Annotated in this window: 25 protein-coding genes and 1 pseudogene; 15 read left to right on the plus strand and 11 right to left on the minus strand. The window is 69.8% G+C overall.

Going from position 1 to position 26,349, the window contains the following annotated elements; genetic code table 11:
- Window positions 1-690: 690 nt before the first annotated feature.
- On the plus strand, window positions 691-1,164 hold the full coding sequence (locus FrCorBMG51_RS19175; RefSeq protein ID WP_086055577.1) for a nucleoside deaminase: 474 nt from the start codon (window positions 691-693) through the stop codon (window positions 1,162-1,164).
- 47 nt (window positions 1,165-1,211) lie between these two features.
- Here the strand turns inward: FrCorBMG51_RS19175 and FrCorBMG51_RS35030 are convergent.
- The 5 genes and pseudogenes from FrCorBMG51_RS35030 to nadA form a co-directional block, all read right to left on the minus strand.
- Window positions 1,212-2,889, minus strand: a pseudogene (locus FrCorBMG51_RS35030) (bifunctional adenosylcobinamide kinase/adenosylcobinamide-phosphate guanylyltransferase).
- A gap of 12 nt (window positions 2,890-2,901) precedes the next feature.
- Entirely contained in the window at window positions 2,902-3,072 is a 171-nt protein-coding gene (locus FrCorBMG51_RS29885; protein WP_175648278.1) for a hypothetical protein, read from the minus strand.
- A gap of 666 nt (window positions 3,073-3,738) precedes the next feature.
- Window positions 3,739-4,719, minus strand: a complete 981-nt coding sequence (locus tag FrCorBMG51_RS19200) for an aldo/keto reductase family protein (RefSeq protein ID WP_047224442.1) — start codon at window positions 4,717-4,719, stop codon at window positions 3,739-3,741.
- A gap of 54 nt (window positions 4,720-4,773) precedes the next feature.
- The gene (locus tag FrCorBMG51_RS19205; protein WP_047224443.1) at window positions 4,774-5,421 is read right to left on the minus strand and encodes a DUF3043 domain-containing protein; all 648 of its coding nucleotides are present in this window, start codon (window positions 5,419-5,421) and stop codon (window positions 4,774-4,776) included.
- Window positions 5,421-6,665 (minus strand): quinolinate synthase NadA, encoded by a 1,245-nt coding sequence (nadA, locus tag FrCorBMG51_RS19210; RefSeq protein ID WP_047224444.1) that lies wholly within the window; start codon window positions 6,663-6,665, stop codon window positions 5,421-5,423. The genes FrCorBMG51_RS19205 and nadA overlap by 1 nt, the downstream gene beginning before the upstream one ends.
- A gap of 522 nt (window positions 6,666-7,187) precedes the next feature.
- Here nadA and FrCorBMG51_RS19215 point away from each other — a divergent pair.
- Together FrCorBMG51_RS19215 and FrCorBMG51_RS19220 are read left to right on the plus strand one after the other, a co-directional pair.
- On the plus strand, window positions 7,188-7,571 hold the full coding sequence (locus FrCorBMG51_RS19215) for a HesB/IscA family protein (protein ID WP_047224445.1): 384 nt from the start codon (window positions 7,188-7,190) through the stop codon (window positions 7,569-7,571).
- 309 nt (window positions 7,572-7,880) lie between these two features.
- Window positions 7,881-8,861 carry a carbohydrate kinase family protein gene (locus FrCorBMG51_RS19220; protein WP_047224446.1) on the plus strand — a complete coding sequence of 327 codons (981 nt, stop codon included), beginning with the start codon at window positions 7,881-7,883 and terminating at the stop codon, window positions 8,859-8,861.
- Window positions 8,862-8,897: 36 nt separating this feature from the next.
- Here FrCorBMG51_RS19220 and FrCorBMG51_RS19225 read toward each other — a convergent pair whose 3' ends face one another.
- The 3 genes from FrCorBMG51_RS19225 to FrCorBMG51_RS31750 form a co-directional block, all read right to left on the minus strand.
- On the minus strand, window positions 8,898-9,206 hold the full coding sequence (locus FrCorBMG51_RS19225; RefSeq protein WP_235433728.1) for a sulfurtransferase TusA family protein: 309 nt from the start codon (window positions 9,204-9,206) through the stop codon (window positions 8,898-8,900).
- Window positions 9,207-9,252: 46 nt separating this feature from the next.
- Window positions 9,253-10,401: a cysteine desulfurase family protein gene (locus FrCorBMG51_RS19230; RefSeq protein WP_047224448.1), complete on the minus strand. Its 1,149-nt coding sequence runs from the start codon at window positions 10,399-10,401 to the stop codon at window positions 9,253-9,255.
- An 858-nt stretch (window positions 10,402-11,259) separates the two neighbouring features.
- Window positions 11,260-11,934, minus strand: a complete 675-nt coding sequence (locus tag FrCorBMG51_RS31750) for an ATP-binding protein (RefSeq protein WP_235433729.1) — start codon at window positions 11,932-11,934, stop codon at window positions 11,260-11,262.
- A 188-nt stretch (window positions 11,935-12,122) separates the two neighbouring features.
- Between FrCorBMG51_RS31750 and FrCorBMG51_RS31755 the strand changes: the two genes are divergently transcribed.
- The 5 genes from FrCorBMG51_RS31755 (at window position 12,123) to ctaF (ending at window position 15,972) form a co-directional block, all read left to right on the plus strand.
- Window positions 12,123-12,386: a type II toxin-antitoxin system Phd/YefM family antitoxin gene (locus FrCorBMG51_RS31755; RefSeq protein ID WP_235433730.1), complete on the plus strand. Its 264-nt coding sequence runs from the start codon at window positions 12,123-12,125 to the stop codon at window positions 12,384-12,386.
- Window positions 12,371-12,523, plus strand: a complete 153-nt coding sequence (locus FrCorBMG51_RS27275; RefSeq protein WP_235433731.1) for a hypothetical protein — start codon at window positions 12,371-12,373, stop codon at window positions 12,521-12,523. Before FrCorBMG51_RS31755 ends, FrCorBMG51_RS27275 begins: the two co-directional genes overlap by 16 nt.
- A 276-nt stretch (window positions 12,524-12,799) precedes the next feature.
- Window positions 12,800-13,756 (plus strand): aa3-type cytochrome oxidase subunit II, encoded by a 957-nt coding sequence (gene ctaC / locus FrCorBMG51_RS19245; RefSeq protein ID WP_047224449.1) that lies wholly within the window; start codon window positions 12,800-12,802, stop codon window positions 13,754-13,756.
- The gene (gene ctaD, locus FrCorBMG51_RS19250; RefSeq protein ID WP_047224450.1) at window positions 13,753-15,429 is read left to right on the plus strand and encodes an aa3-type cytochrome oxidase subunit I; all 1,677 of its coding nucleotides are present in this window, start codon (window positions 13,753-13,755) and stop codon (window positions 15,427-15,429) included. Before ctaC ends, ctaD begins: the two co-directional genes overlap by 4 nt.
- A gap of 141 nt (window positions 15,430-15,570) precedes the next feature.
- Window positions 15,571-15,972, plus strand: a complete 402-nt coding sequence (ctaF, locus tag FrCorBMG51_RS19255) for an aa3-type cytochrome oxidase subunit IV (protein WP_047224451.1) — start codon at window positions 15,571-15,573, stop codon at window positions 15,970-15,972.
- Between the two features lie 243 nt (window positions 15,973-16,215).
- On the opposite strand, the gene trpD is transcribed toward ctaF, so the two are convergent.
- Both trpD and FrCorBMG51_RS19265 read right to left on the minus strand, forming a co-directional pair.
- The gene (trpD, locus tag FrCorBMG51_RS19260) at window positions 16,216-17,358 is read right to left on the minus strand and encodes an anthranilate phosphoribosyltransferase (protein WP_076842546.1); all 1,143 of its coding nucleotides are present in this window, start codon (window positions 17,356-17,358) and stop codon (window positions 16,216-16,218) included.
- A gap of 253 nt (window positions 17,359-17,611) precedes the next feature.
- Window positions 17,612-18,028, minus strand: a complete 417-nt coding sequence (locus FrCorBMG51_RS19265) for a response regulator transcription factor (RefSeq protein WP_047224452.1) — start codon at window positions 18,026-18,028, stop codon at window positions 17,612-17,614.
- A gap of 442 nt (window positions 18,029-18,470) precedes the next feature.
- Here FrCorBMG51_RS19265 and FrCorBMG51_RS19270 point away from each other — a divergent pair, with 442 nt between their 5' ends.
- The 3 genes from FrCorBMG51_RS19270 to FrCorBMG51_RS19280 all read left to right on the plus strand — a co-directional run bounded on the left by FrCorBMG51_RS19270 (window position 18,471) and on the right by FrCorBMG51_RS19280 (window position 20,345).
- Entirely contained in the window at window positions 18,471-18,875 is a 405-nt protein-coding gene (locus tag FrCorBMG51_RS19270) for a Fur family transcriptional regulator (protein ID WP_043603786.1), read from the plus strand.
- Window positions 18,876-19,073: 198 nt separating this feature from the next.
- Complete coding sequence (locus FrCorBMG51_RS19275) at window positions 19,074-19,508, plus strand: rubrerythrin family protein (RefSeq protein ID WP_013874387.1); 435 nt, start codon at window positions 19,074-19,076, stop codon at window positions 19,506-19,508.
- A 240-nt stretch (window positions 19,509-19,748) separates the two neighbouring features.
- Window positions 19,749-20,345: a DUF3501 family protein gene (locus tag FrCorBMG51_RS19280; protein WP_013874386.1), complete on the plus strand. Its 597-nt coding sequence runs from the start codon at window positions 19,749-19,751 to the stop codon at window positions 20,343-20,345.
- An 85-nt stretch (window positions 20,346-20,430) separates the two neighbouring features.
- On the opposite strand, the gene FrCorBMG51_RS19285 is transcribed toward FrCorBMG51_RS19280, so the two are convergent.
- On the minus strand, window positions 20,431-21,618 hold the full coding sequence (locus FrCorBMG51_RS19285; protein WP_047224453.1) for a cytochrome c oxidase assembly protein: 1,188 nt from the start codon (window positions 21,616-21,618) through the stop codon (window positions 20,431-20,433).
- Window positions 21,619-21,734: 116 nt separating this feature from the next.
- Here FrCorBMG51_RS19285 and ctaE point away from each other — a divergent pair, with 116 nt between their 5' ends.
- From ctaE to qcrB, 4 genes are read left to right on the plus strand one after another with little or no spacing between them, the layout of a single operon-like run.
- Complete coding sequence (gene ctaE / locus FrCorBMG51_RS19290) at window positions 21,735-22,373, plus strand: aa3-type cytochrome oxidase subunit III (protein WP_013874384.1); 639 nt, start codon at window positions 21,735-21,737, stop codon at window positions 22,371-22,373.
- Window positions 22,374-22,386: 13 nt separating this feature from the next.
- Window positions 22,387-23,190 carry a cytochrome bc1 complex diheme cytochrome c subunit gene (qcrC, locus tag FrCorBMG51_RS19295; protein ID WP_047224462.1) on the plus strand — a complete coding sequence of 268 codons (804 nt, stop codon included), beginning with the start codon at window positions 22,387-22,389 and terminating at the stop codon, window positions 23,188-23,190.
- Window positions 23,187-24,392, plus strand: a complete 1,206-nt coding sequence (qcrA, locus tag FrCorBMG51_RS19300) for a cytochrome bc1 complex Rieske iron-sulfur subunit (RefSeq protein ID WP_047224454.1) — start codon at window positions 23,187-23,189, stop codon at window positions 24,390-24,392. The genes qcrC and qcrA overlap by 4 nt, the downstream gene beginning before the upstream one ends.
- Window positions 24,389-25,996: a cytochrome bc1 complex cytochrome b subunit gene (gene qcrB / locus FrCorBMG51_RS19305; RefSeq protein ID WP_047224455.1), complete on the plus strand. Its 1,608-nt coding sequence runs from the start codon at window positions 24,389-24,391 to the stop codon at window positions 25,994-25,996. The genes qcrA and qcrB overlap by 4 nt, the downstream gene beginning before the upstream one ends.
- Window positions 25,997-26,349 lie beyond the last annotated feature (353 nt).

Consider the following 26,349-nt stretch of genomic DNA (forward strand, 5'->3'; position numbering starts at 1 on the left):
CACTGGCAGGTGGACCGGCTGACGCTCCGTCAACGACAACAGAGAGAGCTCGCGAGACGAGAGAGGTCGAGGTACCTGCGGGTGACGAACGTTCCCCGCGCCGACGCGCTCTTCAACGCCGGCATGCTCGTCACCGCTCCCGCGCTTTTCACCGCCCGCGTACTTTTCGCTGCACACGTCACTGCACATGCACTCTTCAGTGCCACAACTAGACCGTAGCCGAGGGTCGCGCGCGGCGCAATGATGCCGGCTCACGGGATTGCCGCGGCCGCCCGCGCGGGACCGTGTATCCACGCCCGTCCGTCGCGCGACGGCACGTCTTTCATTTATTCCCTCTGCGTCCTCGTCACTTCCGCATGTGTTCGTACCGCTTCCGTGTGTGTTCGCGCCACGATGTAGTGGGTGTTGCGCCCGCTGCTGGAGCCACGGACGGGCCGGTTTGGGACGAGCAGGTCGAGCGCGCGCTTCGCCCCGGCCTGGGTGAGGCCGGCCAGGGCCGCAAGGGCCGGGTAGCGGCATACCTGCGGGAGCAGGTGCGTGCGGCGGGCTGGCGGCTCGGCGTGGGGAGGACAATCAGCTCTCGTGCGGCCAGATCCGGTACAGCCAGATGCTGTACAGCCGGATCCTGTGCGGCCGGATCCTGTGTGGCCGGGCCCGGCGCGGCTGGGGGCGACGCGGCTGGGGGCGGCCGTGGCGAAGTACGAGCCGTGGATGCGCCGCGCCCTGGAGATGGCGCGGGCGCTGCCGGACCCGGGAGCCGGCGATCCGCCCGTCGGAGCGGTGATCTACGGCCCGGACGGACGGGAGATCACCGCCGCGCACCACGATCGGCAGCGGACGGCCGACCCGACCGCCCACGCGGAGATCACCGTGCTCCGGCGGGCCGGGCGTGCGCTCGGGACGTGGAAACTCGACGGCTGCACCCTGGTGACCACGCTCGAGCCCGGGGTGATGGCTGCCGGCGCCGTCGTCCTCGCCCGGGTGCCGCGGCTGGTCATCGGCTCGTGGGACGAACGCAACGGTGCCGTCTGCTCCCAGTGGGATCTCGTGCGTGACCCGAGACTGAACCACTTCGTCGAGGTCATCCCCGAAGTCCTCAAAGCCGAATGCGATGCGCTGCTCAACCGCCACTTCGGCCCACACCAGCCATCCGGACGCGGCTGAGCGGGTGGCCTCGCTACGGGCGGCTTGGCGCCAGGATGAAACGCGGGTCAGCGCAGGCGGGTGGGGATGCCGGCGACGACGTGCCAGACCTCGTCGGACTCGGCCGCGACCGCGGCGTTGAGGCGGCCGAGGGCATCGCGGAAGCGGCGTCCGACCGCGGTTGCCGGCACGATCCCGGAGCCGACCTCGTTGGTCACCGCGACCACGTGACGGCGGGTGTCCCGCCAGGCAGCCACCAGCTCCCGGAGCCTGGTGGGCCATTCCCCGGCCGCCGTTTCGCCGGTCGCGCCGTCGTCGGACGGGCTGTTCCCGGCCTGGTGGCCGTCGTCCGGATGCTCCTCGCTCAGGTGGGCGGTCAGCCACAGGGTGAGGCAGTCGATCAGCAGCGGTGGGCCGTCCGCGCGCAGCAGCGGTGGTAGATCGGTTGTCTCCAGCGTCGTCCAGTGGGACGGCCGGCGGGTGCGGTGGGCGGCCACCCGCGCCGCCCAGTCGGAGTCGCCCGGCGGGACCGGGCCCGCCGTGGCCACGTAGACCACCTCCGGCCAGGCGGTGAGCCGTCGTTCGGCTTCCGCGGACTTCCCCGACCGGGCACCTCCAGTGATCAGGACGCGATACGGCCGGGGCGGGCCCACCGGGGGCCGTGTTCCGCGGAACACGGTGCGCTCGGGCCGGCCACCGCCATCGGTACCGGCGGTGCCAGTGCCACCAGCGCCGGTACCAGTGCCAGTGCCGACTGGCCCGAGCACGCCATTGGACGTAGTGCTGCCGGGCGCGCCGCTGGCTACGACGGTGCCGAGGACGTCGCCGCCGGCGGTATCGAGGACGTTGCCGGGGGCGTTGCTGGCAGCGGTATCGAGCACGTCACCGGGGTCGGTGGTGCCGGGGACGTTGCCGGTGGCGGTGTCGATGACGGCGCCGTCGGAATACAGGTGCGCGCCCATCAGCGCCAGCCGCCGGGCGAGCTCGTCGCCGGGCGGGTTGCGGTGGCTGAGATGGACGGCGACGACCCGGCTCGCCCCGACCACGGCGCNCCCCGACCACGGCGCCCCGCCGCCGCAGCTCCGCGAGGACGTCGGCGAACGTCGCCAGGTCGAGATGGTCGCCGAAGCCGGGCCGGTCGCCGTTGTTCTCCTCCATCAGCACGACGTCGAAGGCGCGCCCGGTCAGCGCGTCCAGGGTCGCCGGTGGTAGCGGCGCGGCGGTGTCGCAGGCGTAGAGCAGGCGTCCGCCGTCAGGGGCCGTGATGTCGTAGAGCAGCGCCGGGCCCACGAACGCGGCCCCGTGGTTGGCCGCCAGCGCGCGGATCTCGAAACCGTCCAGTGACAGGACGTCACCGGCGTGTGCCAGTCGGAATCGCAGCGCCCCCGTGTCCCCGTCCGGGGGCGCCACGAAGGGACGGCAGGCGTCCAACGAGGCGGGCGGCCCGACGACGTCCAACGGACGGGTGGCCACCGTCGACCACGTCCGCCACAGCAGGGCCGCGGGGCCGGTGTGATCGCCGTGGGCGTGGCTGAACAGCAGGTGACGCACGTCGGCGAGCCGCACCCCGAACCTGGTGGCGGCGCGCGGCACGTCCGGCCCGCAGTCGATGAGCAGGCGGTCGTCGACAAGCACCGCGGTCTGGGTGCGCACCTGGTGTTCGCGGGCCCACTCGCAGGACGCACACCCACACCACGGGTTGGGCCAGCCGTCGGCCGACCCCGTGCCCAGCAGCCTCAGGCGCACCGGCCCGGACGCCTACGGGTGCGGATGGCGCCTGCGGTCGGCCAGCGTCATGAGCGCGATCACGACGCCGAGGAGCACGATCGCGCCGATCGTGACCAGCCCGACCTGCCACCAGACCAAGGGCGCCTCGTGCGACTCGGCGGTAGCCTCCGCGAGCAACGTCGTGACACCGTGCGAAGCCATGATCACGGTCTCCTTCCTCTGTGTCGACTGGCCCGGCCGTCCGACGGATCGTATGGGGTGTTTCCGTTCACCGGCCACCTGTCCGCCCGGCTACCGCCGCTGACCAGCGGCCACGCTCCGGATCCGCCATCGGTCGGACTGGTGCCGGTCCCGCTCCCGGTGCCGGTGTTCCGGCCGGCCGCGGGTTGGGTCGGCGGCGAGACCGACCCGCCGGTCGTCTCCTCCGGGCCCACCGTCGGTGTTGGATGGTGTCCGACGGACAGCGCGACGAGGACCGACGACCTGGACAAGGGGGCCAACGGTGAGCTGGACCTGGCGTTTCGAGACGGAGGACGGTGGGGTGGTCAATCCCGCCGGCTCGTTGCCGNCCGCCGGCTCGTTGCCGTCGGAGTCGTTCCCGACCCAGGGCGACGCCGAGACCTGGCTGGGGGAGATCTGGCAGGAGCTGCTGGCCGCCGGCGTCCAACAGGTGGTGCTCCACGAGGGCGATCGCAAGGTCTACGGCCCGATGAGCCTGCGCCCCGTCGACTAGCGGCCGCGTCGACCAGCGGCCCTGCCGCCGAACGCGCCGATCGTGTCTTGCGGGCGTTCGGCGGCCCATGCCTGGTAGACCCCACCGGTCAGGCCCACGGCCGCGGGCCTGACCAGGCTGGCTGGGCCGGGCGGCTAGCCGACGATTGTCGGGTCGGTGACGATGACGCCGTCGAGCACGGAGTCGATGCGGGCCAGCAGGTCGGGGTCGAGCTTCACTCCGGACGCCCTGACGTTCTCATGGACCTGCTCTGGCCGGGACGCCCCGATGATCGCCGACGCCACGTTGTCGTTCTGGAGCACCCAGGCCACCGCGAGCTGGGCCGGGGACAGACCGGCGTCGGCCGCGACGGGCAGCAGGTCCTGCACCCGGGCGAGGACGTCGTCGCCCAGCAGCCGCTGGATGAAGCGCCCGCCGGTCGTGCTGGTGGCGCGGGTGTCCACCGGCGGCGGCTGGCCCGGCCGGTACTTGCCGGTGAGCACGCCCTGCGCGACCGGTGACCAGACGATCTGGGAGATGCCGGCGTCCCGTGAGGTCGGGATAACCTCGGCCTCGATCGTGCGCCACAGCAGCGAGTACTGCGGCTGGTTGGAGATGATCCGGTCGAAGCCCAGTTCGTCGGCTGTCCGCACCGCGTCCGAGATCTGCGCGGCGCTCCACTCCGAGACGCCGACGTAGAGGACCTTGCCGGCCCGTACGAGGTCGTCGAAGGCCCGCAGGGTCTCCTCCAGCGGCACGGTCGGGTCGTACCGGTGCGCCTGGTAGAGATCGACATAGTCGGTGCGCAGCCGCCGCAGCGACGCGTGGCAGGACTCGATGATGTGCTTGCGGCCGAGGCCCCGGTCGTTCGGGCCGGGGCCGGTCGGCCAGAAGACCTTGGTGAACAGCTCGTAGGACTCCCGGCGGACGCCGTCGAGCGCTTCGCCCAGCACGGTCTCGGCGCGGGTGCCCGCGTAGACGTCGGCCGTGTCGAAGGTGGTGATGCCCTCGTCGAGAGCGGCCTGTACACAGGCGAGCGCCTGCTCCCGTTCGACCTGGTCACCATGGGTGATCCAGTTACCGTATGAGATCTCGCTGACGGACAGTCCGCTACGCCCGAGTCGTCTGTGCTCCACACAGTCACCTTAGAACGCCCGTGCCCCGAGGCGCCCGGCCGCGAAATCACACGTTCATCGTTGGCCGTCCCGACGGCTCACCCGGGGCCGGGGCATCCGCCAGCGGGGAGGCAGGAGCGCGCGCTGCACCGAGTAGGCCCGGACCCGGACCCGCGAGTCCGGGTACTTCCGTGCCACCCGGCGGCTGACCTGGCGGGCCAGGACCACCGAGTCGACGGCCACCGCGAGCAGGCCCAGCAGCATCAGCGAGGTGGTGACCAGCCGCACGTACGCGTTGGGGACGATGCCACCGAGGAAGTACACCAGGGCGGCGGCGAGGAAGAACGGCCCGATGTTGCGGCGGGTGTCGACGAAGTCCCGGGCGAGCACCCGCTCGGGGGCGCGCTCGCGCGGCGGCAGCCTGCTGACATCACCGGAGAGCATCGCCGCCCGGTACTCCCGGCTCGACCGGCGGCGCTCCTCGCGGACGTGGGCCCGGGCCTCCTTGCGGGACGTCGGGGTGGGCAGGGCGCCGCCGCGGGCGCGCGCCGCCCGCGCCTGGCTGCGCTTCGGGGTGGGACGGCCCTTCCCCACCCCGTTGCCCGGCCGGTTCCCACGTTCGGTGTCGGCGGTGGGGGGAGCGGAGTCGGCCGTGGCCACCGGTGTGCCCGCGGTGTCCGCGGGATCGTCGGAGACGGACGTGCGTCGTTTCAACAGTGCCATCAGGGCAGCGCCAGCATCTGGTCGAGGGCCTTCCGGGCGTATGCCGCGACGTCGGGGTCGACCGTGATGCGGTTGACCGTCTCGCCGCGGACCAGGGATTCAAGGGTCCACACGAGGTGGGGCAGATCGATACGGTTCATGGTGGAGCAGTAGCACACCGTACGATCCAGGAAGACGACGGTCTTGTCAGGGTGCCGGTTGGCCAGCCGCTGCACCAGGTTCAGCTCGGTGCCGACGGCGAACCGGGAGCCGGGCGGGGCTTCGTCCACCGCCTTGATGATGTACTCCGTCGAGCCGACCAGGTCCGCGGCGGTGACGACCTCGTGCCGGCACTCGGGATGCACCAGTACGGTGACGCCGGGTATCCGGGCGCGCACCTCGTCGACGCAGCCGAGGCTGAACCGGCCGTGCACCGAGCAGTGCCCCTGCCACAGGATCATCCGGGCGTCCCGCAGCTGTTCGCGGGTGAGGCCGCCGCCGGGGCGGTGCGGGTTATAGACGACGCAGTCGTCCAGCGACATCCCCATCTCCAGCACGGCGGTGTTGCGGCCGAGATGCTGGTCGGGCAGGAACAGCACCCGCTCGCCACGGCGGGCCGGCCCGAACGCCCATTCCAGCGCTCGGCGGGCGTTGGAGGACGTGCAGATGGTGCCGCCGTGCCGTCCGGTGAACGCCTTGATGGCGGCGGAGGAGTTCATGTAGCTCACCGGGACGGTGCCCTCGGCGAGGCCGGCGTCCGCGAGCGTCTCCCAGGCCTGTTCGACCTGTTCGGCCGTGGCCATGTCGGCCATGGAGCAGCCGGCGGCGAGATCGGGCAGGATCACCTGCTGGTGGTCGCCGGTGAGAATGTCGGCGCTCTCCGCCATGAAGTGCACGCCGCAGAAGACGATGTGCCCGGCCTCGGGCCGGGCGGCGGCCTGCTGGGCGAGTTTGAACGAGTCGCCGGTGACGTCGGCGAAGGCGATGACCTCGTCCCGCTGGTAGTGGTGGCCGAGGACGAAGACGGAGTCACCGAGGGCGGCTCTGGCCGTTCTCGCCCGTTCGACGAGCGTCGGGTCGGACGCGGGTGGCAGCGCGCCGGGGCAGTCGACCCCGCGTTCGCTGTCGGGATCCGAGCCGCGTCCGAGCAGCAGCAGTTCGAGCGGCCCGGCCAGGGGCCGGGAGCGTGGCGGGGCCGGCGGTGTGACCGAAGGTGTTCCCGGCGCCGCGACGCCGGCGCGTTCGAGCGCGGGATGGGTCGTCATGCTCGCTCCTGAGGTCGACCGGCCGTCCGTGGCCTGGCCGCACGCATGGGGACGTATGGTCGGTAAGACTCTAACTCGCCACGGCCCTGTACCGCACCGTCTGGGACCTTCTGCCGTACCGCGCGGGACGAGTTCGTGATCACAGCCGCGGGTCGTGTGCTTGGTCGTGCGCGGACGACCTGCGTACGATGGGAAGGCAATCGCGGCGGGCGGTGTTCCATCCAGGCGTGTGCAACGGCTTGCTGGTGGGCTCGCTGGTGAGCTTGCTGGTGACGACTACTGGTGAGGACGGGACGACTGCCGTCGCGATGGCAGAACGGCGACCGTGCATGAAGGGTGGCGTCGCGGGCATCCCATGTTGTTGCCTACAGTGATGCGCACGTACTGGATGCGCACGTATTGCGAGTAGCCGAATACCTCTGGCATCCCTGCACACGTATCCAATCGGCCGAAGGAGGAGCGACGGTGGCTGTCGTCGTGACTCCCCACGCCCCAGGGAATATTCACTAGGGAGCAGCCTCCATGACAGTCCAGGACACGACGACCGATACGGCGACCGGCGTGGACACAGCGACTCGTCCGAACACCGTCATCCTGACCGACGTGGCCGCGCACAAGGTGAAGAGCCTGCTCGAGCAGGAGGGGCGTGAGGACCTCCAGCTGCGGATCGCCGTCCAGCCCGGCGGCTGCTCCGGCATGCGCTACCAGCTCTTCTTCGACGAGCGGCAGCTTGACGGCGACACCGTCCTCGACTTCTCCGGTGTCAAGGTCGCGGTCGACCGGATGAGCGGCCCGTACCTCGGCGGGGCGACGATCGACTTCGTCGACACGATCGAGAAGCAGGGCTTCACGATCGACAACCCGAACGCGGCGGGCTCCTGTGCCTGCGGCGACTCCTTCCACTGATCCCTGGTGATCCCTGGCGCCCTGCTGATTTCCGGGGTCGGGCGCTGATTTCTGGGGCCCGGCCGGGCGTGTTGCCATGGTCGGGGCGGCGGTAGGCGTCCGTCGCCGAGGCGACATCAGCCGGTGGGTCCGGTCCGGGGCGCCGGACAGCGCCGGGTTGCCGACGGTGTCCGTTCGGTGTGGCGTCGATAGTGGCGTGGGTTGTGACGTGTGGCCGGCTGGGAGCGACCAGCCGGCCACACGTCTGCCGTGTCCAGATGTCGGATGGACCCGGCAGTTACGGACGATGGCCAGGTAGAATCACGCATCGTGCCTATTGCCGTTACGGGTTCCATCGCGACCGACCATCTCATGCGCTTTCCGGGCCGGTTCGCCGAGCAGCTACTGGCCGACCAGCTGGACAGGATCTCCCTGTCGTTCCTTGTCGACGACCTGGTCATCCGGCGCGGGGGAGCGGCCGCCAACATCTGTTACGGGCTCGGACGGCTGGGCCTGCGTCCCGTTCTCGTCGGGGCGGTGGGCGAGGATTTCGCCGACTACCGGTCCTGGCTCGACCGCAACGGTGTCGACACGAACTCGGTGTATGTGAGCGAAATTGCCCACACCGCCCGTTTCGTGTGCACCACCGACGACGCCCTCTGCCAGATCGCCTCCTTCTATCCCGGTGCGATGAGCGACGCCCGGCTGATCGAGCTGCGTCCGATCGCCGACCGCCTGGGCAGCCTGGACCTGGTGCTGATCAGCCCGAACGACCCGGAGGCGATGCTCCGCCACACCGACGAGTGCCGCGAGCGGTCGATCCCGTTCGCGGCCGATCCCTCCCAGCAGCTCGCCCGGATGGACGGCCCGCAGATCCGCCGGTTGGTCGACGGCGCGGCCTGGCTGTTGTGCAACGAGTACGAGAAGGGCCTGCTGGAGAGCAAGACCGGCTGGTCGGACACGCAGGTGCTCCAGCGGGTGGGCGTCCGGATCACCACCCACGGCGCGGACGGGGTCGCCATCGAGGCCGTCGGGCAGGCGCCGATCCGGGTACCGGTCGTGCCCGCCCGGGTCACCCCGGATCCGACCGGTGTCGGGGACGCCTTCCGCGCCGGCTTCTTCGCGGGACGCGCCTGGGAACTGTCGTTGGAGCGCAGCGCGCAGCTCGGCTGCCTGCTCGCCACGCTGGCGCTGGAGACCATCGGCACCCAGGAGTACGAAACTGTTCCGGCCGAACTGGTCAAGCGCCTGTCGGAGACCTACGGCGCGGACGCCGCCGCACAGATCGCACCGCACCTGCCCACGGCCTGACCAGGACCCCCGGGGGGCCACAGCCTGACCGAGGATTCAGGTGAGTCGGCGGACGAGGTAGGCCGTCCCGCCCGTGGGCAGCGCCCGGGTCGCGACCAGCTCCTGAGCGCGCATCCGGCACCAGGCGGGGACGTCGAGGTCCGCGGCCGGGTCGTCCGCCCACAGCACCAGGGTGGCGGCGAGGTCGAGCTCACCGATACGGCGGGCCAGTTCGATGATCGGCAGCGGGCATCGCCGGCCCCGCGCGTCCACGGTGAACGCCGCCATGTCCCAGTGGATGTCGTCCGTATTATCTGTTTTGTTTATATTATTTATATTGTTTGTCATAGCCCGACTGTTCGTCATGGTCCGGTTGTCACGGTCCGGTAGTGCATCGCGGGCCGGTTGTGTGTCACAGTCCGGCGGCCCCGGCCCGTTCGCGGATGCGGGCGACCGCGTCCGGCAGGACCGCCAGCAGGGCGTCGACGTCCGCGCTGCCGGACTCCCGGCCGAAGGACACCCGAATGTTCCCCTGCGTCAACGCACCCATCGCGGCGAGCACATGGCTCGGGGTGAGCGTGTCGGAGGTGCAGCTGGAGCCGCTGCTGACCGCGATGCCCGCCCGGTCCAGCTCGTGCAGCAGCGACTCGCCGTCGACGTAGAGGCAGGAGAAGGTGAGCAGGTGCGGCAGCCGGCCGGCCGGGTCGGGGTCGCCGAGCAGTTCGACGTCCGCTATCAGCTCGGGCAGTCGGGCCCGTAGCCGCTCCACATAGCCGGCCAGGCGTGGACCCTCGGTGATGATCTCGCTGGCCCGGGCGTGCAGGGCCGCGGCCGTAGCGACGATCCCCGCGACGTTGGGGAAGCCGGCGACCCGCCCGCCCTCGCGCTCGTCCGCGGGCAGCGGGTTGACCCAGCGGCGTCCGGTGCGCACCACCAGGATGCCCACACCCGCCGGCCCGCCGAACTTGTGCGCGCTGGCGCTGAGCAGGTCGGCGCCCAGCGCCGTGACGTCCACCGGTATCCGCCCGAGCGACATGGCCGCGTCCACGTGCAGCGGGACGCCCGTGGCGTGCAGGACATCCGCGGCCGCGGCCACCGGCTGGATGGTGGCGACCTCGTGGTTGGCGTGCTGCAGGCTGGCCACCGCCGTGTCCGGCGGGGGGGTGAAGCTCACCGGGTCGACGCGGCCGAACCTGTCCACCCCGATGGTGCCGACCAGACCGCCGGCGTGCTCGTGCCACTCGGCGGCGTGCAGGACACAGGAGTGTTCCACGGCGCTGACCAGGATGCGGCTGCCGGCGCGGCGGCGGGCCCGGGCCGCGCCGAGCAGCGCGAGCTGGGCCGCCTGGGTGCCCGAGGCGGTGAAGCTGACCTCGTCCGGCCGGGCGCCGATCACCCCGGCAACCGTCTCCCGGGCGGCGTCGAGCAGCATGCGGGCCTGCCGGGCGTCGCGGTACAGCCGGGCCGGGTCGGCCCACCCCTCGTCGATCGCGGCCAGCAGGGCCGCCCGGGCCGTCGGATGCAGAACGGCCGTAGAAGCATGATCGAGATAGGCCGGCACGCCTACCACGGTATGCCGCCACGTTCACGCCATGCTGGCGCGCGGGCCCGTCCCGCCGCGGGCCCGAAGCGGCGTCCGAGACCCACGACATGACCGTCCGCCTCAGGAAAGATCGCCAAAAGTTTGCCGTTTTGTACGCTGATCTGACGAAAAAGAGTACAAAACAACAAACTCGCCTGGATCATGCTTCGTGTGGATGGCCCGGAGCGGACAGCTGATGCTCCCCGTCGTACCGCGCGGACAGACGGATGGGGCGCGCCGGTCGCGGTGACCAGGCAGGGCCGGCCGAGCGACCATACTCGCGCACCTGGACGACCACAACCGGCTCACCGTCGGTCATGTCGCCGCCCGTTGCCGCGGTGGCGGTCGGTTGGCACACGTCCGTCACGCGGGAAGCTGCCCGTGGACAACGAGGAGTGACATGAGGGCGGTGCTTCGAAGAGCCGGCGGCGGGCGGCCGAACATGCTTTTCGCTGTTTTTCTCGGAGCGATGACGGCAGCTTCCTGCGGTTCCTCCGGGCCGGCCGGCGACTTCGTCGGCATGGTCACCTCTGTTATGCCGGACCGGGTGTGTGTCGGACGGCCTGCCGCGGGAGGCGCATGCTTCCCCGCCGAATCCTCCGTACTCCAGTCCCTCCGTGTCGGCGACTGCATCGTCGTGGAGCTGGGCGGATCCGAGAGCGGTCAGGACGCGGGCCGACTGATCGGATTCCGCCGGGTAAAAGCTGACCCGAACTGTCCGAGCCCGCCGCCATCGGCATCTTCCGTCCCCCTATCAGGTTGACGGCCGTTCTGCCGGTCGATGTATCGTCCGGCTGCCCGGACACATCCTGAGAGCCGCCTTATGGATCCGGATGGTCACGACGTTTCGTCCAGGCGCTGGTAGACGGTGGGGCGTCCTCTGCCGCCGAGCTGGACGATCAGACCTCGACCGCGCAGCCGACGAAGTGCCCTGCGGATGGTGGGGGCGGTCAGTCCCAGATCTCTTTCCAGCTCCGAAACGGTCCGCGTTCCCTTGGCAAGAGCCTGGTGGATCCGCAGTTCCGTGGTGTTCAGATCCGTCTCGGCCGGCGTGGCTGTCCTCCGCTGGAGGACGACGGTGAACCGGATGCCGCTGTCGATGTAGTGGGCGGGCGGCAGATGGTATGCGGCGAGCGCGTCGGTAATGGTCGGGATACCGCTTGCGAGAGCTTCGATGACGCGGGCGCCGGTCTCCGGGGAGCGGACGTGCTGGCAGATGGCGACCAGCCTGGCGTTGCGTGCCGAGGTGACGGCGTCCCGGCCGAGGCAGTCGACGGTGATGCGGTACAGCCCGCCCGGATTCGCCACGACGAGGCGGTCCCTCCGCAGCCGTACCTCGACGGCGAGGCCGGCGGACCAGTGGTCGAGGTCACGGTGGACCAGGGCGTTGGCGACCAGTTCACGGAAGGCGACGAACGGATAGGTGGGACGGTCGTGCACGGTACCGTCCGCCTCGGAGACGATCGACGTGTCGAACGTACGTCTGGCCCACAGCAGCGCGGCGTCGAGCATCCGTGGAATGGATCCGGTGATCGTGACCTGGTTCCTGGCGCGTGTTCCAGCGGGATCGGTCGACAGCGGCTCGGCCGATGCCTGGATGACGTACCGGGGAAACCACTGCTGAGGGTGGACGCCGAGCGCGAGCAGGCCGGCGACGGTGGGCCGGCCGTCGGTGTCGTATCTGATTTTCGGATTTGACGATGATCATGCTTACTGTAACGGCAACCGAGGCGTCCCGCAGGTTCTCGGACCTGCTTGACGCGATCGAGGCTGGTGAGACCATTGTAATTACACGAGGTAACCGTTCGATCGCGGAAATTGGGCCGGCGCGTCGGCGGACCGGAGTCGACCTTCGAGCCGTGCTTGTCGGCACCGCGCCACCGGATGACGCCTTCGAAGCGGACATCGCGGAGGCGGTCGGTCACCTGGCCGTGGACGAGGGTGACCCGTGGGCCGCCGCCTGATCCTCGACAGCAACATCCTCATCGCCCACGATCTGATCATCGCGGCCCATGCGGCCGAGACCGGACGGATCGTCCTCAGCCGCGACGTCAAAGCCCGTTTTACCGATCTTCCCGGCGTCCTCGCGGTGGAGGCATAGGCGTCATCCCGCCACGGGTTCGGGAAGGCCCCGTCGCTGCGGGTCGCGACGGGTCGTCTGTCGCGCCGCAAGCCGACGGCGGGGCGAAAAGGGGCTCCGGCGGGTTGCCCGGGATGCCTTTCTCGGGGCGGGAGGGCTCACCTGTCGGGGCTCTGGCGTGATGCCGGACGGGTAGCTGGGATACGCTCCTGCCGCAGCATCTACAGCTTGTCGAAGAGCCCTGCGTCGACCGGGTTGGTTCGCCCGGGCCGACGCATTCGTGGGAGGCAGGACCTGGTGACCCGATCCTTCGGCCGACCTCGGCCGTTGCCCGCCGATGTCGAGGAAGCGGCCGCCTCCGACGCTGCCCGGGCGGGGAGTACGAACCGCGCGCGAGGTTCTGATCACCGCGCCGCCCGCGCCCGGCCGCGGCGGCGCCGCCTGGCCCTGACGGCCGGGCTCGCGCTGCTCGTCATGACCGCGACCGGGTGTGATGTTCCCAACTTCGGTTTCCCCGACGGAGTGACGGACCAGACACCGCGCATTCTGAACCTGTGGCAGGGCTCCTCGATCGCGGCGCTCGCCGTGGGCGTGTTCACCTGGGGCCTGATCTTCTATGCGATCATTGTGTTCCGGAAGCGGTCGGACGACCTGCCGCGGCAGGTCCGGTACAACCTGCCGGTCGAGATCCTGTACACCGTCGTGCCTCTGGTCATCGTGGCCGGGCTGTTCTACTACACGGCCCGCGACGAGATCGAGATCAACCGGCTGCCACCCGACCCGGACGTCACCGTCAACGTGATCGGTTTCCGCTGGAACTGGCAGTTCCGCTATCTCGACACCGGCCGCGACGGCACCGCCCCGATAGAGGTCACCGGCAGGCCCGGGGAGCCAGCCGTCCTGGTGCTCCCGCAGAACCGGACGATCCGCTTCATCGAGACCTCGCCGGATGTGATCCACTCCTTCTGGGTGCCCGACTTCCTGTTCAAGCGGGACGTGGTCCCCGGCCGGATCAACCAGTTCCAGCTCACGATCACCAAAACCGGTACCTTCGTGGGCCGTTGCGCGGAGCTGTGCGGGGTCGACCACGACCGGATGAACTTCTCCGTCAAGGTGGTCCCCGGTGACGAGTACGACCGGTTCATCGCCGAACGGACCCGTCCGGTCTCGGACGTGACCCCGGCCACAGTCACCGCCGCCGGGGCGCCCGCGCAGACATCCGCCGCACCGAACACCTCCGGGAGCCGACAGTGACACTGGTGCACGAGCCGCCGGCCGGCCACGTCGAGGATCTCCACACCAGGCCGCGGACGAACCTGCTCGGCTACCTGCGGACGACGTCCCACAAGGACATCGCCCTGCTCTACGGCGTGACCTCCTTCATCTTCTTCCTCTTCGCCGGGATCATGGCCGAGCTGATGCGGATCGAGCTCGCCCGGCCTGGTCTGCAGATCGTGTCGAACGAACAGTTCAACCAGCTGTTCACGATGCACGGCACGCTGATGCTGCTGATGTTCGCCACGCCCATGGCGTTCGCGTTCGCGAACTTCCTGATACCGCTGCAGATCGGCTCGCCGGACGTGGCCTTCCCCCGGCTGAACGCGCTGTCCTACTGGTTCTTCCTCTTCGGCAGCCTGACCGTCGTCACGGGATTCCTGACCCCCAACGGCGCGGCGGACTTCGGCTGGTTCGCCTACGCGCCGCTGAACAACTCGCTCTATTCGCCGGGGGCCGGCGCCGACCTGTGGATTCTCGGCCTGGCGCTGTCCGGTCTGGGTACCATCCTCGGCGCGGTCAACATGATCACGACGATTCTCTGCCTGCGGGCGCCGGGTATGACGATGTTCCGGCTGCCCATCTTCTGCTGGAACTTCCTGATCACCTCGATCCTGGTGCTGATCGCCTTCCCGGTCCTCACCGGCGCGCTGCTCGCGCTTGAGGCGGACCGCCGACTGGGCGCGCACATATTCGACGCGGCCAACGGCGGCGCGATCCTGTGGCAGCACCTGTTCTGGTTCTTCGGCCATCCCGAGGTCTACATCATCGCCCTGCCGTTCTTCGGCATCATCAGCGAGGTCCTGCCGGTCTTCTCCCGCAAGCCGCTGTTCGGGTACAAGGGGCTGGTCTTCGCGACGGTCGGTATCGGCGCGCTGTCGGTGGCGGTGTGGGCACACCACATGTTCGCCACCGGGGCCGTCCTGCTGCCGTTCTTCGCCTTCCTCTCCTTCCTGATCGCGGTGCCGACCGGGATGAAGTACTTCAACTGGATCGGCACTCTGTGGCGAGGGCAGATCACCTTCGAGACGCCCATGTTGTTCGCGCTGGGCTTTCTCGTGACGTTCCTCTTCGGCGGCCTCACCGGCGTGCTGCTGGCCAGCCCGCCGATCGACTTCCACGTCAGTGACAGCTACTTCGTGGTCGCGCACTTCCACTATGTCGTTTTCGGCTCGGTGGTCTTCGCCGCGTACGCCGGGATCTACTTCTGGTTCCCCAAGGTCACCGGGCGGCTGCTCGACGAGAAACTCGGGAAGATCCATTTCTGGGCGTTGTTCTTCGGCTTCCACCTGACCTTCCTGATCCAGCACTGGCTGGGCGTGAAGGGCATGCCGCGCCGGGTCGCCGACTACTCGCCCACCGACGGTTTCACCACCTACAACACGATCTCCACGGCCGGCGCCTTCCTGTTGGCCACCTCGACCCTGCCGTTCATCTACAACGTCTGGCGTTCGTACAAGAAGGGCGAGCTGGCTGTCGTGGACGACCCGTGGGGCTACGGGAACTCCCTGGAATGGGCGACGTCCTGCCCGCCGCCGCGCCACAACTTCCGCTCGCTGCCGCGTATCCGCTCGGAACGGCCGGCTTTCGACCTGCACTATCCGCAGGCGGCGGGCAGCGTGGACTACCACGCCACGCCTGAAATCAAATAGCCGGCCCGTGGGCCGGCAGGAGACCAGCCGAAGCCGATGCGATGATGTTGTCGCGTCGGCGGAGGCCGAGAGAGGCACTGGCCGAAGCCGATGCGATGATTTTTTCGCGTCGGCGGAGGCCGCAAGGGAGGAGCGGTAGCCATGAAGATCGAAGGCGTGGTCTTCCTCGTATTCACAATCTTCTGCGCGGCGGTTGACGTGGTCTACTGGTTCACATCACAGGATCCGACCGGCACCGTCGCGTTGGCACTGTGCGGCGGCCTCGGCCTGCTGGTCGGTGGATATCTGCTGTTCACCGCCCGCCGGATCGGAGCGCGGCCACAGGACCTGCCCGACGCCGAGGTCGCCGACGGGGCCGGGGAACTCGGGCACTTCACACCGGGTAGCTACTATCCGATCTTTATCGCGTTCAGCGCCAGCCTGGTCGTCTTCGGCATCGTCTTCGGTGTCTGGCTCGGTCTGATCGGCGGGATCCTGACGCTGTTCTTCGTCACAGGCCTGCTGTTCGAGAACCTGTGGCACCCACCCGTCCCCGAAGACTGATCCTGTTTCCGGTGGGCCGGACGCCGGCCCACCGGAAACAGGTGGCCCTGGGTTGGACCGGCCGCCCACGCGCGGGACAGCCCAGGTGAGACAGGGCCTGACCTGCTCTGGATGGAACTTCCGTCTGTCGGCGCCCATCGGTACGGACTTACGCGAACGGACGTACGTGACAGGTCCTCCGGCAGGGGCCGGATCTGTCCTGGGTGAAAACCGGCCTCTGGGTGAACCGGTGCTGCCCTGGCCTCAGACGCCGGTGGACGCGGCGGCGGCAGCCGCCTGGCTCGTCCTGACCCAGCGCCCCAGCGCGGCTTCGGCCGCGCCGGAATCCAGCGACCAGGCGGCCCGGCTGAGCTGACGCTGGATCTGCTCGCTCACCGGTGCGGCGGTCGGCCCGGTGGAGGCGATCAGAGCCGTCGCGGCGGCCAGCAGGACGGCATCGCGTACCAGCCCGCGACGTCCGGCCAGCAGGGCACGGGCGACCTCGGCGTTGTGGGCGGCGTCACCGCCCCGCAGCTCCGCGGGGTCGCCGGGCTGGATGCCCACCGTTCGTGGGTCGAAGGCCTCCTGCCGGACCGTGCCGCCACTGACCACCCATACCGTCGACGTGGTCGTCGGCGTGAGCTCGTCGAGGCCGTCGTCGCCCCGGAACACCAGGCCCCGGGTGCCGCGCGCGGCGAGCACGCCCGCGACGACCGGGGCCAGCCGTGGGTCGGCGACCCCGATGGCCTGGGAGGCGGGCCGGCCCGGGTTGGTCAGCGGCCCGAGGATGTTGAAGAAGGTGGGCACGCCGAGCTCACGGCGCGTCCCGGCCGCGTGCCGCATGGCCGGATGGAAGACCGGGGCGAAACAGAAGGCCGCACCCGCCCGGGCCAGGCAGGTGCCGACGGCGGCCGGCGGCAGGTCGATGACGACGCCGAGTTCCTCCAGCAGGTCGGCCGTGCCGCAGCGCGAGGACGCGGCCCGGTTGCCATGCTTGATCACGGGGATGCCGGATCCGGCGACCACGAGCGCCGCCATGGTCGATATGTTCACCGAATGTGATCGATCTCCGCCGGTGCCGCAGGTGTCCACCGCGCGTTCCCGGACCTCGTCGGAGACCTCCAGCGGCGCGGCGTGGTCGAGCATCGCTTCGACCAGGCCGCGGACCTCCTCGGAGGTCTCACCCTTGGCCCGTAGCGCCACCGCGAAGCCGGCGATCCGGGCGGGTGACGCCGCGCCGGACATGATCTGCCGCATCGCCCAGCCGGCCTCCTCGGCGCGTAGCGAGTCCCCGCGCAGGAGCAGCGTGAGAAGTTCGGCCCAGCTCGGCTGGCCGGCGGGTACGGGTACGACCGGCTCGTCCCTGTCCGTGCCTGTTGGCTCCGTGCCTGTTGGCGTGGCCATCATCCCTGTCTTCCCCGTTGTGATCGTACTTGGTTGTTCCTGGCGTCCGGTCGTTCCCGCCGCCCCGGCTGCTCCCGGACCGCCGAGCTGTTCGTGCCGTCCGGCCATCCGGGTACCGCGCGGACTGTTTCTCGGACGGATCGCGGGTAGCCCGACCGGGCTGGCGCACCGGCCGGGCCGGCGCGCCGGGTGGGGCTGTGGCCGGGCGTTGGGCGCCTTGGCCCCAGGGCACTGCCGTCAGCAGGGAAGGGGCGTGTCAGTGAGCGGGGGAGGACTGCGCGCGGGGCGCCGGCGCGTGCCGGCGGCGCAGCAGCGTGACGACGACCTCGGTGAGCTCGGCGGGGTCGACCGGGTGAGCGACCACCGCGTCCGCCAGCGACCAGCTCGCCAGCCAGCGGTCGTCCCGGCGGGCGACCAGCAGGACGGTGGGCGGGGGGTTGGGGATCTCGTTCTTGATCTGCCGGGACAGGCCCATACCCCCGCTGGGGGCGGCCTCGGCGTCCAGGACGCAGATGTCGGCTTCCCCGTGGTCGACCGCGTCGATCACGGACGGGCCGTCCGCGGCGTCCAGGAACTCCAGGATGCCGAGTTCGCGGTCGGGAAGCGGGCCGATGGCGAGCTTCACCTGCTCCCGGACTTCGGGCTTGTCCGCGTACACGAGAACGGTACTCATGCGACCGCAGGCCTTTCACTCGAAGCGGCCGTTGGCAGGATGGCGCCCGATGGGAGCGTCGAGGAGCCACACACCGCGACCGCGGCAGTGTGCGCCCATGGTGGGTGTGCGCCCATGGCGTGATGTGTGCCCATGGTGAGGGACCCGCCCGCAGGGTATCCGATCGTGCTGACAGGTGACGCCCACGGTCGCGGCACCGGGAGCTGTGCGGGACACGCAGGGGAGATGCCGATGTGTCATCGCCTGGTCCGCCAGGCCGGGCGCGGCGGGTTTGCGGGACCGCCGTCCTCTGGTAGAGAATGAGACTCGTTCTCAAGGGTGTCGAGCGCAGCAAAGTCAGTCGCGGCCAGCCATGACCAAACGTCACAAGATAATTGCGGACGGTTGGCCAGGGCGGGGCGCGTCTACCAACGGCATCGGACGTGACAACATCGGATGTGACATGGACGGTCAGCAGGCTCTCCGTCTCACCCCCCAGCGCCGCGCGGTGCTGGAGGTGCTTCAGACTGCCCACAACCATCCGACAGCGGCCGAGGTCTACGATCGCGTCCGAGAAGTCGCGCCAGGTATCGGCGCTGCCACCGTCTACCGGTCTCTGGGGCTGCTCGTCCAGGCCGGACAGGCCCTCGAGCTCAGCCTCGGCAACGGTACGGCCGCCCGCTACGACGGGAACACCAGCCGTCACGACCATCTGGTCTGTGACCGCTGTGGACAAGCCGTGGACATCGATCTGCCGAGCCCGGTGGAGATGATGGTCGACGAGCTCGCGCACAGCACCGGCTTCGCGATCACAGGCTACGACCTGCAGTTGCGCGGCCTGTGTCCGTCCTGTCGACCGGGTGGTTGATCACCGGAAGCCCTGAACACCAGCGGCTGTCGCGCGGCCGGTGTCCCACTCGAGGTTTCCCGCGCCGCCGCGAGCCACTCATCCGAGCGGTCGTCACCATCCTGGACGGCCGCACCCCAAGGACGTCGCCTCGCACCAGAGGTGACCGCACTTGAAGAAGGTCACCAGAGGTGACCGCAGCCGAAAGAAGGAGCATGTATGTCCAAGCTTGACGGCACGAAGACGCACGACAACCTCAAGGAGGCGTTCGCCGGCGAGAGCCAGGCGAACCGCCGCTACCTCTACTTCGCCCGGGTGGCGGACATCGAGGGCCTGACCGATGTCAGCTCGCTCTTCCGCGACACCGCCGAGGGTGAGACCGGTCACGCTTTCGGCCACCTGGACTTCCTCGCCAAGGTCGGCGACCCGGCGACGGGGAGCCCGATCGGTGACACCGCCAAGAACCTTGCCAGCGCCGTGGCGGGGGAGACCTACGAGTTCACCGCGATGTACCCGGGCTTCGCCAAGACCGCCCGTGAGGAGGGTTTCGAGGAGATCGCCGACTGGTTCGCCACCCTCGCGCGGGCCGAGAAGACCCACGCCGGCCGCTTCCAGAAGGCCCTGGACACGCTGGACACAGTCGCGGCGGAATAACTCCGGCAGGCCGTACCGCTTCGGGCTGTCACCAGGGCGGAGCCGCCTGCCGCCGAGAAGGTAGCTGGCCGGGGTGGACGCACAGGTCGCGTCCGCCCCGGCCACTACACGTTGTCGGCGCGTGACGTTGTCGGCGTGTGCCCGGCGGACGGCATCCCGGCCGCTTCATGATCTGGCGGATGTCGGCGTAACATCCGGCGCGCCGCCCATGCCTTCGATGATCGTCAGGGAGTCCCAACGATGGCGCTCAGTGTCGCCGACATCATCACCGACCCCGAGGTCTACTCCGCCCAACGGCCGAGCCTGCGCGCCCGCATCCTGCCGGTGAGGGCGGAGCGCCGAATCCGGGTCGGCGACATGCTCCTGTTCGAGTTCGAGAACGAGCAGACCCTGCGCTACCAGGTGCAGGAGATGGTTTACACCGAACGGCTGCGCGATCCCTCGGAGGTCGCCCACGAGATCGACATCTATTCCCGCCTGCTGCCCTCCAGCCACACGCTGACCGCCACCCTGTTCATCGAGCTTGACGTCCTGGACGCCGTGCGCGCGGAGCTGGAGCGGCTGGCCGGCGTGCAGCGCAGCATCCGGCTGGAGATCGGCGGCGTACCGGTGCCGGCCGAGGAGATTCTCGGCCCCGACGAGGACCCGGACGTCCCGAGCCAGACCGTGTCCGTGCACATGCTGCGGTTCCTCCTCAACGACGACACCCGGGACGCCTTCCGGGATCCGGCCGTGCCGGTCGAGCTGGTGGTCGACCATCCCGCCTACAACGAGGCGACACCGATCACCGGCACGACCAGGACGTCCCTGATCGCGGACCTCGCGCTACGCGGCTGACCGCCTACGCGGCTGGTAGTCCGCCACGTAGCCGGCTGCCGGCGCTCCGGCCCGGCCTTCCTGTCGGCCTGCCTGGCCTGGCTCGTCAGCCCTGCTCCGTCCCCGGTGTCCTGTCGCGGACGGTCGCGGGCCGCCGTGGGGCGGCGGTGTCGTTCGCGGCGAGCCGGGCGAGCCAGGCGTTGTAGGCGGCCTCCCGGGCGAGCAGCTCGGCTTCCGGATCCGCCTCCGGAACGGGCCCGAGCTCCCGATCCGCATTCTGTTCCGTCTCCCGCGGCCGTCCGGCTGCCCCGTCCCGCTCGGTCGCGGGGTGCCCGGGTGTGCCCGGGCGTGCTCGGGCGGGGCTCGCGGCGGTGTCGAGCAGCCGGTCCAGGCGGCGGTCCTCGCGGGCGGCCTCCCGGCCGTCCGCCCGTGACCACTGGATGAACAACGCGACGAACACCATGGCGCCGACCACCTCGCCGGCGGCCCACATCAGCCCGGCGCCGGTCTGCTGGTCGCCGAGCGGGCTGGACCCCCAGGTCCGGCCGAGCTCGGCATACCAGTCCGCGGCGAAGACCTCGTTGGTGGTGAACATCGCCAGCGCCCACAGCGCGTGCATCGGGAAGGTCACGAACAGCAGGAGCAGCCGTCCCCAGTACGGCAGCCGTCCCGGCATCGGGTCGAGTCCGATGATCGGCCAGTAGAACAGGCAGCCGACGGCCAGGAAGTGCACGTGCAGGAACAGATGGAGCGCCGTGTGCCGCATCGACGCCTCGTACAGGCCGGTGAAGTACAGCCCGTAGAGGCTCACGATGAACGCGGCGAAGCCGACCAGCGGGAAGGTGACCACCCGCGCCACCCGGCTGTGCAGCAGCCGTACCAGCAGCCGGCGGGGACGCAGCGGCAGGGCCCGCAGCGCCAGCGTCACGGGGGCGCCCAGCGCGAGCGGGATGGGCGCGACCGTGCCGAGCAGCATGTGCTGGACGGCGTGCGCGCTGAACAGGGCGGTGTCGTAGGCGGCTATCCCACCGACGAGCGCGTAGGCGACCACCACCAGGCCGGCCAGCCAGGAGGCCGTCCGCCAGCGGCTCCAGGCGTCTCCACGATCTGTGAGTCTGCTCACTCCAAACAGGTACAACCCGCCCATGAGGGCGACCAGCAGCAACGGGCCGGGCTCCGGCGAGATGTGCAGCAGCATTCGCCCGACGGTCGGTGGCGGTGGAAGTTCTCCCTGCCCGGACGATGCGAGCAGGCTTCCCGCGCCTGCCGTGGCAAGGGCGCCGGGACTGGTCACAGGCCCTGTCACCTCACTCCGATCGGGGTCGGACGGGGGTTCGGTCGAACCCTCGACAGCTCGTAGTCCTACCGAATGTCGAACCTACGGTGGCGCCTGACGGATCGCGTGCCAGAATGACCGACGTGGCCTCCGCCTCCGTCCTTGAGAAAGCTCCGCCGCCGCATCCGACGGCCAACCGTCCCTCGATGGTTTCGGTCGGAACGATCGTGTGGCTGTCATCGGAGCTGATGTTCTTCGCGGCCCTGTTCGCGATGTACTACACGATCCGATCGGTCGACAGCGACAACTGGCCGCCGACCACCGGCGTTCCCGCGGGGTCCGAGTACGGCCCGGTCCACCTGCACGTCGGTTTCGCGCTCTTCTTCACGACGATCCTGGTGCTCTCCAGTCTGACCTGCCAGCTCGGCGTGTTCGCCGCCGAGCGCGGTGACGTCTACGGGCTGCGCCGCTGGTACGTCATCACCCTGATCATGGGTCTGGTGTTCGTCGGCGGCCAGGCGTGGGAGTACTTCCGCGAGAACGAGTTCTCGATCTCGTCCCATGCCTACGGCTCCGTGTACTACCTCACGACCGGCTTCCACGGCCTGCACGTCATCGGTGGGCTCGTCGCCTTCGTGATCGTGCTGGCCCGGTCGACCTACGGCAGGTTCACGCCCGAGAAGGCGACGTCCGCGATCGTGACGTCGTACTACTGGCACTTCGTCGACGTCGTCTGGATCGGCCTGTACGCGACCATCTACCTCCTCCAGTGAGCCAGTGAGCGACATGACTGCATCTACGGGCGCTGCCCGCGCATCCGTACGCCGGCGTCGGCGTTCCTCGGCCGTGGTCCTGCTGGTGGCGCTCGCGGCCACCGGCGTGTTGTGGACGGCGTTCGCTCCGCGTGGGACGGCCGAGGACACCGCGGCGACCAACGAGGCCGTCCGGGCGGGGCGGGCCCTCTACCTCCAGGGCTGCTCAAGCTGCCACGGCCTGCAGGGCCAGGGCGGCAACCAGGCCCCGAGCCTGATCGGCGTCGGGTCGGCCGCGGTCGACTTCCAGGTCAGCACCGGGCGGATGCCGCTGGCGGCGCCGGGCGCGCAGGCCAAGCGCAAGGACCCGATCTACAGTCAGACGCAGATCGACCAGCTGGCCGCCTACATCGACAGCCTCGGCGGCGGCCCGCGGAAGCCGGTCATCGACGAGGCCGAGTGGAACGACGCCGACCTGGCCCACGGCGGGGAGCTGTACCGGGCCAACTGCGCCCAGTGCCACCAGGCCGCGGGTGCGGGCGCGCCGCTGACCTACGGCAAGTACGCGCCGGACCTCAGCCACGCCACCCCGACTCAGATCATCGAGGCGATGCGGACCGGTCCGGAGTCGATGCCCCTGTTCGGCCCGGGGCAGGTCGACGAGGCCGACGCGGTCGCGATCGCCAAGTACATCCGGCACGTCAGCGAGGCTCCGGCCGCCGGCGGCCACGGTCTTGGTAAGTACGGCCCGGTTCCTGAGGGGCTGCTGGCCTGGCTGGTCGGAATCGGCGGCCTGCTCGCGGTGTGCCTGTGGATCGGAGCGAGGCAGAAGGTATGAGCAAGCAGGACGACGACAACGCCGGCCCGGGCGCGCCCGACGACAGCGGCGGCAGCATCTTCGACAGGGCCAAGCACCCGGTGAAGCCGTCAGGGCAGCCCGCACCCGGGTCCGACGTCAGCGCTGGCGGACCCGAACTGAGTCAGGGCCACGACGACGGTCCCGAGCGTCTCGGTACCCCTGAGCACCAGACCGACGCGACCCGCGCGGGGTCGACGGTCCTGCTGGCCGAGCCGCCCGAGCGGGGCGTGGGTGTACGTGATCCCCACGCCGAGGCGCTCGACCGCCGGGCCGAACGCCGGGCCGAGCGGCAGGCCGCGTTCTGGTTCGTGATTTCGATCATCGGGACGGTCGGGTTCGTTGTCACCAACTTCGTCGGTGACAAGCACAAGGAGTACTACACCCCGGCCCTGGGCGCCGCGCTCGCCCTGGCCGTGGGCGGCATCGGGTTCGGGATCATCATCTGGGCCAAGCGGCTCATGCCGCACGAGGAGGCCGTCCAGGAGCGGCACCCCTTCAGGTCCGCGGACGAGGAGATCGCCGCCACCGAGGAGACGGTCGCCCTCGGCTACGCCGACACCGGGCTGGCCCGCCGGCCGCTGATCCGCCGGACCCTGCTCGGCGCGGGCACGGTGCTCGGCGCCCTGCTGGTGGTACCGCTGCTGAACCTGACCAACCGCAAGCCGGGCAAACAGCTCGGCCACACCCACTGGGTGAAGGGCGCCCGGCTGGTCACCGGGGAGGGCACCCCGGTCAGGCTCGGTGACATCTCCATCGGCGGCATCGAGACGGTGTTCCCGGCGGTCCCGGTCACCGAGCCCGACGGCAGGGTCCGTTACGAGCCCCAGCTCACCCTGCACCAGAAGGCCGACAGCGCCACCGTCCTGATCCGGCTCGGGCCGGACGAGAACCGGCCGCGGCCGGGCCGGGAGAACTGGGCCTACGACGGCCACGTCGCCTACTCCAAGATCTGCACTCACGCGGGCTGCCCGGTCAGCCTCTACGAGGCGCAGACCCACCACCTGCTCTGCCCCTGTCACCAGTCCGTGTTCGATGTGTTGGACGGATGCCGAGCGATCTTCGGGCCGGCCAGCCGGTCCCTGCCACAACTGGCGATCGACGTTGACGCGGACGGATATTTCATCGCACGAGACGGCGACTTCACCGAGCCCATCGGTCCCGCCTTCTGGGAGCGCTCATGACCACCGTCCCACCGCCACCCCTGGTCAAGAGGCCGGGTCCCGTCCGCGCGCTCAACCGGGCGGCCGACGAACGGTTCGGCACGCAGGGGGCGTTGCGGCGCAACCTGAACAAGGTGTTCCCCGACCACTGGTCCTTCATGATCGGGGAGATCGCCCTCTACAGCTTCGTCATCCTGGTGCTGACCGGCATCTATCTGACGCTGTTCTTCGACCCGAGCAACACCGAGGTCGTCTACGACGGCTCGTACGTGCCGCTCAAGGGCGTGGAGATGAGCCGCGCCTACGCGTCGACCCTGGAGATCAGCTTCGACACCCGCGCGGGCCTGGTCTTCCGCCAGATCCACCACTGGGCCGCGCTGCTGTTCGTCGCGTCCATCCTGGTGCACCTGATGCGGGTGTTCTTCACCGGTGCCTTCCGCAAGCCCCGCGAGGTCAACTGGCTGATCGGTGTCGGCCTGTTCGTGCTGGGCATCCTGGAGGGCTTCGCCGGCTACTCGCTGCCGGACGACCTGCTCTCCGGTACCGGGCTGCGGATCGCCTCGTCCATCGCGCAGTCGATCCCGGTCGTCGGCACCTGGGCGTCCTTCCTCGTCTTCAACGGTGAGTGGCCGGGCGAGAACTTCATTCCCCGGCTGTACGTCGTCCACATCCTGCTGGTGCCGGGCATCCTGCTGGCGCTGATCGGCGCCCATCTGGGCATCCTCTGGCACCAGAAGCACACCGACTTCCCCGGTCCGGGCAAGACCGAGCACAACGTCGTCGGACACCGGGTCTTCCCGGTCTTCGCGGCGAAGTCCAGCGGCTTCTTCATGCTGGTGTTCGCGATGCTCGCCCTGCTCGGGGGCCTCGCCCAGATCAACCCGATCTGGGCCTTCGGGCCGTACGACCCGGCGAACGTCAGCTCCGCATCCCAGCCGGACTGGTACATCGGCTTCCTCGACGGGTCGACCCGGCTGTTCCCGCCGTGGGAGTTCCGCGGGCTCGGGCACACGGTCCCGGCGGTGTTCTGGCCGACGCTGATCCTGCCCGGCATCCTGTTCACCCTGCTGGCGGTGTACCCGTTCATCGAGGCGAAGGTCACCGGCGACAAGGAGTCGCACAACCTGCTGCAGCGTCCGCGCGAGGCGCCCACCCGCACCGGCCTCGGCGCCTTCGCCATCACGTTCTACCTGGTGCTGTGGATCTCGGGTGGCAACGACGTCATCGCCAAGACGTTCGACATCTCGCTGAACGCGATGACCTGGGCGGGACGGGTCGGCGCCATCGTCCTGCCGCCGATCGTCTTCTACCTCACCAGGAAGCTGTGCATCCACCTGCAGGAACGTGACCGCGAGATCGCCGAACACGGCATCGAGACCGGGATCATCCAGCAGCTGCCCAACGGGGAGTTCGTGGAGGAGCACCGGCCGAAGCTGCCGCCGGTGCCCGACCACCCCCGGGTGCCGACCGACCGGGTGGCCCTGCCGTCCGCGGGGGATGGGCATGCCAAGGGTGCTCTCGTGCGTCGCGCGGGCCGGGCTGTCAGCGGCTTCTTCGTCGAGGAGGAGGAACGCCAGCCGGAGCCGACCGGCTCCTCCTCGCAGCATCCCGAGGGCGGGCACTGACCGGCTGGGGTCTTCTTGCCGCGAGGTTTACCTGGGGCCTTCCACCTCCGTCATCCGGAGGCGGGAGGCCCAGGCCTTTTGTGGGTGTTCGGGTGGATGTTCGACCGGGACAGGTGACGCGACAACCGCGGGGGTGGATAGTTAGTTGTAGAAAGAAAAAGATATGGAGGTCGGATGTCCATCGATCATTCCGTGTCACCGACCGCGTCCACGCCAGCCCCGGATGACTCGCCGGCGCTGGACGTCCGAGGGCTGACCTACCGGTTCGGCGAGAAGACCGCGGTCGACTCCCTCGACCTCACCCTCGCCCCCGGGGAGATCGTCGGCCTGCTCGGGCCGAACGGTGCCGGCAA

Source organism: Protofrankia coriariae, from assembly GCF_001017755.1.
In the GTDB taxonomy this organism is placed as follows: Bacteria; Actinomycetota; Actinomycetes; order Frankiales; family Frankiaceae; genus Protofrankia; species Protofrankia coriariae.